This is a genomic window from Pelatocladus sp. BLCC-F211 (assembly GCF_041928655.1).
Lineage (GTDB): Bacteria > Cyanobacteriota > Cyanobacteriia > Cyanobacteriales > Nostocaceae > Pelatocladus.
Map to the genome: position 1 here is coordinate 20017 of NZ_JBHFLM010000029.1, position 8136 is coordinate 28152.

At 39.3% G+C, this 8136-nt stretch carries 5 protein-coding genes and 1 pseudogene; 1 reads left to right on the plus strand and 5 read right to left on the minus strand.

Going from position 1 to position 8136, the window contains the following annotated elements; genetic code table 11:
- The first annotated feature begins 244 nt into the window (after window positions 1-244).
- On the plus strand, window positions 245-3043 hold the full coding sequence (locus ACE1AT_RS02700) for a DUF3536 domain-containing protein (RefSeq protein ID WP_374865777.1): 2799 nt from the start codon (window positions 245-247) through the stop codon (window positions 3041-3043).
- A gap of 141 nt (window positions 3044-3184) precedes the next feature.
- Here the strand turns inward: ACE1AT_RS02700 and ACE1AT_RS02705 are convergent, their stop codons facing one another.
- The 5 genes and pseudogenes from ACE1AT_RS02705 to ACE1AT_RS02725 all read right to left on the minus strand — a co-directional run.
- Complete coding sequence (locus tag ACE1AT_RS02705; RefSeq protein ID WP_374865778.1) at window positions 3185-3433, minus strand: hypothetical protein; 249 nt, start codon at window positions 3431-3433, stop codon at window positions 3185-3187.
- 19 nt (window positions 3434-3452) lie between these two features.
- A complete protein-coding gene (locus tag ACE1AT_RS02710) occupies window positions 3453-3716 on the minus strand; it encodes an HNH endonuclease (protein ID WP_374865779.1) in 264 nt (87 codons plus the stop codon).
- Window positions 3717-3881: 165 nt separating this feature from the next.
- Complete coding sequence (locus ACE1AT_RS02715; protein WP_374865780.1) at window positions 3882-6341, minus strand: dynamin family protein; 2460 nt, start codon at window positions 6339-6341, stop codon at window positions 3882-3884.
- A gap of 109 nt (window positions 6342-6450) precedes the next feature.
- A complete protein-coding gene (locus ACE1AT_RS02720; RefSeq protein ID WP_374865781.1) occupies window positions 6451-7899 on the minus strand; it encodes an SAM-dependent methyltransferase in 1449 nt (482 codons plus the stop codon).
- A pseudogene (locus tag ACE1AT_RS02725) lies at window positions 7896-7994 on the minus strand (restriction endonuclease); the annotation flags it as partial. The gene ACE1AT_RS02720 and the pseudogene ACE1AT_RS02725, both read right to left, overlap by 4 nt.
- Between the last annotated feature and the right edge of the window lie 142 nt (window positions 7995-8136).

Sequence of the window (8136 nt, forward strand, 5' to 3'; positions counted from 1 at the left end):
TGGTACTGCCAGTGGAAAAAGCTGTCATCAGGCTTTTTCAATTGGCTGTTTTATTCCTGAATTTCGGGAAACGACTGCTTGATGATGCAGATTGCCCGTAATTTTATGAGCTATACTCTGAAGTGCATTCATCTGGTCGTTGTTATCTACCTGCGCTAATATTTACCAGAAATGCCGCTATACAAAGGTGAACGCATATATTTGTCGGCACAATTGCAAGTATTTTTGATTTTGGATACACTACATGACTTCTGCTGCTGAACTGCCAGGTCAAACTGGCATAAATTTGACATCACAAGAAAATTCTCCAAACGCCAAATCGCCTAATCCCTTGACGACGGCTACGGGCGTTTACGTGACTGTACACGGTCATTTTTACCAACCACCACGGGAAAATCCATATTTGGATGCGATCGAACGCCAACCGGGTGCAGCACCATTTCATGATTGGAATGAACGTATTCATCATGAATGCTATCGCCCGAATGCCTTTGCTAGGGTGCTAAATGATCGAGGCGAACTGGTAGGGATCGTTAATAATTACGAGTATTTGAGCTTTAATATTGGGCCAACGCTAATGTCCTGGCTAGAACGCCATGACGTAGAAGTTTATCAGCGAATTTTAGAGGCCGATCGCAAATCTTGTGAACGTTTGCATGGACATGGCAACGCGATCGCGCAAGTATACAACCATATCATCATGCCTCTGGCCAACGAGCGCGACAAATATACGCAGATTCGTTGGGGTAAAGCAGATTTCCGATCCCGCTTTAAACGCGATCCCGAAGGTATGTGGTTGGCGGAAACTGCTGTAGACTACGCCACCCTCGAAGCCTTAATCAAAGAAGGAATTCGCTTTATCGTCTTAGCACCCTCGCAAGCACAGCGTTGTCGTCCCCTACCTACCAAAGACAATCCCCATCCAGAATGGCACGAAGTCGGTGGTAGTCAGATTGATCCCACCCGTCCCTATCGTTGCTATCTCAAACCCACACTCAGCACAGCCTCTTCCCCTTTGAGTACGGTTTCTTTATCTCCCAGAGATGGGGACACGGTGACACGGAGAATGGGAGACGCGGAGAATAATCATATCTCCGCGTCGGAGCGTCCCCCCGTCTCCGCGTCAGAAGAACTTCCCTACATCGATATCTTTTTCTACGATGGTCCGATTTCGCGGGATATGGGTTTTAGTGATGTTCTCTACAATTCTGGGCATTTAGCAGGGCGCATTGGTTCGGCGGTACGCGGGGATCATCGTCCTGCACAGTTAATTTCTGTAGCGACAGATGGGGAAACCTTTGGACATCATAAAGGAGGAACAGAGAAAACTCTGGCATATGCCTTTACCAAAGAATTTTCCCACCGGGGTTGGACTGTTAGCAACTTTGCTCATTATCTCAGCTTGAATCCTCCTAGTTGGGAGGTAGAGTTAAAGCCTGTTACCGCTTGGAGTTGCGCCCACGGTGTTGATAGATGGCAAGATAATTGCGGTTGTGGTGGTGGTGGTGAATGGCATCAACAATGGCGTCGCCCGTTGCGACATGCCTTAAACTGGTTACGCGATCGCCTGACGCAAGTATATGAAGAACACGGTAGACAGTTTTTCCTTGATCCCTGGCAAGCACGAGATGAATATATTAAGGTAATTCTGGATCGTTCGCCAAACAATATTCACCACTTCCTCGCCCACCATCAAAAAAGCGAACTCAAGGATACAGAACAAATAGACGCTTTGCGCTTGCTGGAAATGCAGCGTCATGCTTTGTTGATGTTTACAAGTTGCGGTTGGTTTTTTGAGGAAATATCCCGCCCGGAAGGAACACAGATCCTGCGCTACGCCGCCCGTGCTTTAGAACTGGCGGCAGATGTAGCAGGTGTGCAACTAGAAAAAGAATTCCTCAAACGCCTTGCCATTGCTCCCAGTAATGTTGAGATTTTCGGACATGGTGGAGAAGTTTACCGCCAACTGGTAGTGACTTCACAAATCACGTTTAAGCAAGTTGCAGCCCATCACGCGATCGCTTCTTTGTTTAACAATCACAAAGGTGAAACCCGTAATGGCAATGGTAATGGCACTTCACCCAACAACTGTACTATCAAATATTCCCATCCCTACCAGAAACGGGTTTATTGCTATAAAGTTCATGAATTAGATTACCATCTGCAACGTCTGGGAAGCTTAACACTGGCAGTCGGACACTTAAAGTTAATCTCAGAAATCACCTGGGAAACTGAACATTTAGTCTTTGCAGTGCTGCATTTGGGAGGTTGGGATTTCCACTGTTGCATACAACCATTTGAAGGAAGGCGTAATTACAGTCAAATCAAAGAACAATTATTGGCATCACTACAAAAAGCTAGTGCAGCAAACATGATCTTAGTCATGATGCAATTATTTGGGGATCAAGCGTTTAGCTTAGAAAATCTCTTTGCTGAAGAACGCCATCGCCTGATGCAATTGTTGAGTCAGGAAACTTTAACACGATTAGATCAACTTTATACACAAACATATCGAGATAATTACGGTGTACTGATGGCATTTCATCGGGATGAATTGGTAGCACCACAAGAATTGCAAGTCGCAGCAGAAATAGCTTTAAGCTATCGGTGTATGACCACACTGCGTGCCTTAGAGCAAGATATTAGCGAACCACAATTGAGTATAAATCATATCCTGGAGTTAAAAGCGATCGCTAGTGAAGCTAAACAACTGCGCTGTCGGTTAAATATTCCCGAAGGTAAGCAGATGTTAGAACAGTTGATTTTGCGCTTGCTTTGGCAGTTATTGCACGATCCTAATGGTACATTTGATGCAGATATCCAGCGCTTGGAAAGATTGATAGATGTTGGCTATCAGCTCAATGTCGGGATCACCTTGAATAGACCTCAAGAACTATACTTTAGCTGTTTGTACAACAAGATTATCCCCCAATGTCAAATCGCGATCGCTAGTGGTGAAGACATCACAAAGTATCGACAGTTATTAAAGTTAGGGCAAAAATTAGCCGTTGACGTTAGTTACTGGTTGAATCAGATGGAATGACAAGACAGACAAGGGGGACAAGGGAGACAAGGGGGACAAGGGGGACACGGGAGACAAGGGGGACACGGGGGACAATAAACACCGATCCCCGATTCCCGATCACCGATCCCCGACCCCCGATCCCCATTTTCAATACAACTGCTAATTTCTGAGTGGGCGATCGCAATGGTAAGGATAAAGCCACTCACATTTAAAAAGTCCGTGGGTGTGCTTTTCAAAAAAAGGCCCGGCGTGATACTTGGATGAGATGTTAATTCCTGCTTTGGTTTTTACTTCATACAACCACGGAAACAATGCTATAAAAACAACAATAAAAATTAAGGAAATTGGAAGAAGTTTGAGGAAAGATTGAGTCCAATTTCGTGAATTGTGATGGAATTTTTTTGGCATTCGGTACATTGGTGAGAAACTAACAATCAATCTTAGATTGAGAGTCAAAATAACGCCGTAAACCATGAACAATTTTGTCTTTTTTCTGCTGATTACAGGTTAAACAAAGTGTTTGTAGATTACTGATATCATTTGTACCACCACGTGCCAAGGGGATAATATGGTCAATACTTAACTGAGTATCATGATGTGTTTGACCACAATTTTTACATTGATAATTATCTCGTTGATGTACGTATTTTCTCACTTCCACAGGAATACGTATGCGGGGGTTTTTGTGCATATTTTTGAAAGATTTTATATTGTAGATTAATCAAATAAGAATCAAATATTGCAAGGGATAGGATTTTTCGTCATAATTTGGGCATGTAGAGACGTTGCACTGCAACGTCTCTACAGGGTTTAAATGTCAATCTAATAGATAAAACATCAACCCAAAAACAAGTGATTATACAACATACAATGATTCCGAAGAATCAACAAATCCATTATCAGAAACTTCCTCAGAAATTTCATCACTTGCAATCACATCACTCTCACCAATTACAGGAAGCAAATGTTCATACAAACCCATTGCTTGGAAACAAGCATTGATAGCATTCACCGCTTGATTGTATGCAGAGATTTTTTGCTCAACAGTATTTAATAGCTGGCGATTACTGATAATTTTTTCCTCAGCTTCTTGTGCTAAAGTTTTTTCTAAATAGGCACGTGCTTGAGAATACTGCTGCAAAATTTCGTCTGCTTGTTTATCCGCCATCGGTAACAAATTTGTTTTGAGAGTTTGGTTAATTGTTTGACGGAAAGTTTTGCGGATAGTTTGTAAAACCTTGGGTTCAAAATCTAATTTCAATAATTGCTTAATTGCTGGTTCAGCTTCCACCATACTTTCGCAGTCATAACCTTGAGAAGTTTGCTGTAGTGTTTGGCGAAATTGATAGATAGAAAAAGTCCCTTCATCGTAAAATCTCGGACTTTCTCTAACAAAGCGATCGCACTCTACCCGTGCTTCATTTACCAAAGCCTGAGAAACTACTTTTTCTAATAGTTTCAACTCCTGTTCTATACCACCATCATTACCCAACAAGCGATACAATTGGCGATGATATTCTGACTTGTGAATTCTCTCAATTAAGTGTTGGAAGAGATTTGCAACGATTGTTTGACAAGACTCAACCAAAACATCTTCTAATTGATTTGCCAAGTAATACAGCGCTTCAACTAAAATAGCAATCAAAGGCGCTGTTGCATTGCGGGGATGACTCAAAGTTGCACGGCGATAAGCATCAGCCACAGAAAAAGTGTACAGTAATTCATCTAAACGACGAATCATCAATAATTGTAATTGCTGAAAATCAGTCTCGAAAGATTCGCATCCATTCGTCACCACTCGATTAATTTCTTCAGCAATATGTTGACGAAACTCATTACCAACTTGTTGTAACTGTTGATTGAGGCGTTGTAATTCCTGCGCTTTCATCGCCTCAATTTCGTTGGGTTGACTTTCTAAATCTCGTTTGACTACCTGATAACTTTTTTTGAGGAGAATGCAAATATCTTCTAAATCATCAGCAAGGTTTTTAAATAATTGTGGACGCTTTTCTTCGGTAAGATATCGAGTTATCGCCGTTCTAAATTCCTCAATCCCGCTATCTTGAATTAGCTGATTAATTAATGGTGTTCCTTGTTCTGCAAAAATTCTCACGTAGTTTTCATTTGCAGTTTCGTAACTATTTACAGAAATCCGAAATTTGCTAGATGATAACTTCCCAGAATTAGCACAATAACGCAAAAACTCATTGACAAACTGCGGTGTTTCTTCTTTCCCATCTTCACCTTTAACACTCTCAGCAAATACCGAATCCAACCCAAACCTATCCCCACCATTTGTATTTTTTATTTGACTACCGTAAAATCCCAGTAATCCACTAGTTTTATAAATTCTTGTGGTATCCCGAAACTGTTGATTAATCAAATCATCGAGTCGTTGACGTAACTGGGTGTTGTACCAAGTTTCATCAATACGGTTGAAAACGTAAAAAACGCGATCGCGTATTCCCGCATTTTTCCGCATCAACTCTAGAAGTTCCGTTTCTTCCTTCGTCATGTCACCCGCAGATGCAGGTTTCAGCACACACACCACAGCAGAAGTATCCGGGTGTTGAATTTTGGCGTAGGTTAACTGTGCATCTTTCTCTACAGGTGCATCAATTCCCGGCGTGTCGATAACCACGTTACCATCTTCTAATAACGAATGATGACAATAATATTCAATTCGCTTTAAAACCGCGCTATTACTACCACGCCGTGCATAACTAGCAGCTTCCTTGAGATTGGTAAAATTAAACTGCTCCATCGAATATGTAGCATGATTTACCGTGTGGATGTGTTGACGATTTGTCACATACCCTTCTAACAACAAAATCAACGCTTTTGCTTGTTTTGCCCTTTCTGATTTACTTTCCCCACCCTCTTGTTTGATAATTGAGAAACAATCAGAAGACAGCTGATAGATAACTTCTTTTTGGTTGATATTGGTGATATTTGTAAATCCTAGCTGCTGACAGAGAAAAACTGCTTGTTCTCTAATTTCTGCTTCACTCAAAAAAGTCAACACAACTCGTTCTTGATTTGGTTGTGCATATTCAATTTTGCATTCCGTACCTGTAGCGTGTCCCTCTGCACTGTAGAGCAATTCTCTTTCTAGCAATGCATTAATCAGCATAGATTTACCTGCACTAAACGCACCCGCAAACACGATTTCAAACTTTGGGGAAATCGCTTTACCTAGCGATGTTTGTACAGGTGTAATGTCATGCGATCGCAAAGCAGGTTCTTGCTGCAAAAGTTGCAATAATAACTCTACTTGTTCTTTTAAATTTTGGCACTGAGGCGGCAAAGCTACCATAGAGAGCATCTGTAAAAAATATATGCTTGAAATTTACACGTATATTTTATTCATAATAACCACGACTTAGCTTACGTAATATTACCAAGAATATGATCTTTGTAAGTCTTTAATACAAAGATATTGTCCGCGCTAACTCTGCTAAATTCAGACTATTTAAAATACTAGATTTTATCGGACGTTTTTCGTCCCAAAAAATTAGGGATGAGTAGAAGTTAGTAGCCAATGAAGAATTTAAAAGTTCAAGTGTTTTGTTTGCTATTTCCTCATCTTCAAAACCGAGGAAGTAAACAGTATCATCAAAAACAACTGTCTTGTCATTGATCTTACCTATCATTTTGAAATCTAATTTCTTATAAAGTCCACATATTGCTATTTTACAGGGTGTAAAACTGTATGCACCAACTCCAAAAATAGAAAAACGATGAGTATTTTGATAAATCTTGCTTTTTCTATTATCTAGGTATCTCGCGTGAGACTCCAGATATTTCCAAGTTTTAGGAGCTAAATATTTTATACATTCAGTTGGTTCACCAATAAACTTTTGAGTAACCAGAAGATATCGGTTATGATTATCAATTATATTTTGAGCAATATTAGAGCCTTTAAGTAAGGGAAAAAGATAAGTATCTTCAATATCAATTACTTCTCCTAGCCCATTTATCAAAGAATTGCCAATCTTACGAAACTCCATAATATCTGAGCAGTCATGTTTAATTCCAGAGCGCCATTTAACTCCGGCATTTTTATCATAAAATATTTTTACTTTTTCAAAAGAATCAATATCTCTGATTAAAATATTATCTTGATATCCTATTCGATGAGAATTGAAACTTTCAAGGCTACTGAATACATCACAGAAATAATTTTGAGCCTTGGAATAAAATTTGCAAAATAATAGACAAGCTTCAACATTTGCATTAAAATATCTTTTTGCATCTATTTTATAAGTAGCACAATAAGAAAGATTGAGTTGATTGGAATGTAGATATTTCAATAGTTTCCTTGCAACAGAAGTTTTACAGAGCATTGCAAGATTACCATCACGTTTTTGTAGCCATTGAACAACCTGAATTAACATCCATTCGGATATATCAAAATTACTTTTACCCGTCATTGCATCAAGACCATTATAGTTTTGAAAATTATTTTTTTTAGGTAAATTCATGCCGCCAATTATTCCTTGTTGTGAATTTGTAACCCAAGGAAAATTTCCAAGCACTAGTATATTTCCATCTAAACTATTCAATAAAGAAAACCAGTCAAATATAAAAAAATTTTCATTTATTAGATCGATTTTTTCATTTCCTAATTTGTTTTTTAGTTTTTCAGCCTTGATTAAATGATCTGAGTTAATATCTAATCCAACAATTTTGCTGGTTGATTGAAATCTATTTGCAGCAGCTTCAATAAAATTACCAACTCCACATGTTGGTTCAATAATTACATTCGGACACAATTCAAGTTTAATCAACTTCTGGCATACTTTATCAGCAAGTTCTAATGGTGTCTGAAAGTCTCCAAATTCTAATTTTGTTTTGTGTTTAGCACTAGTCATAAGTTAGCTTTGTAAACAGTAATGATTCCTTCTTCTTGGCCAGCACGCTCGATAACTCTTCCATATTGTAGCCTCCATTGTAAAGCATTAGAGATTCAGGACTTACGCAACTGGCACAATAGCTTTAGATGCGGCTTCGCCACACCTGCAATGTTAGTCTAAGTATTAATGCTTAAAAAATTAGAAGAAAAAGGAAATTTTACAATTTGTAGAAATGTATTTTAAATGACCAACTTT

What these genes read in the sequence shown, in the direction of transcription:
- ACE1AT_RS02700 (WP_374865777.1), top strand. Translation starts at nt 245, where the DNA reads ATGACTTCTGCTGCTGAACTGCCAGGTCAAACTGGCATAAATTTGACA.
- ACE1AT_RS02705 (WP_374865778.1), bottom strand. Translation starts at nt 3,433, where the DNA reads ATGCCAAAAAAATTCCATCACAATTCACGAAATTGGACTCAATCTTTC.
- ACE1AT_RS02710 (WP_374865779.1), bottom strand. Translation starts at nt 3,716, where the DNA reads ATGCACAAAAACCCCCGCATACGTATTCCTGTGGAAGTGAGAAAATAC.
- ACE1AT_RS02715 (WP_374865780.1), bottom strand. Translation starts at nt 6,341, where the DNA reads ATGGTAGCTTTGCCGCCTCAGTGCCAAAATTTAAAAGAACAAGTAGAG.
- ACE1AT_RS02720 (WP_374865781.1), bottom strand. Translation starts at nt 7,899, where the DNA reads ATGACTAGTGCTAAACACAAAACAAAATTAGAATTTGGAGACTTTCAG.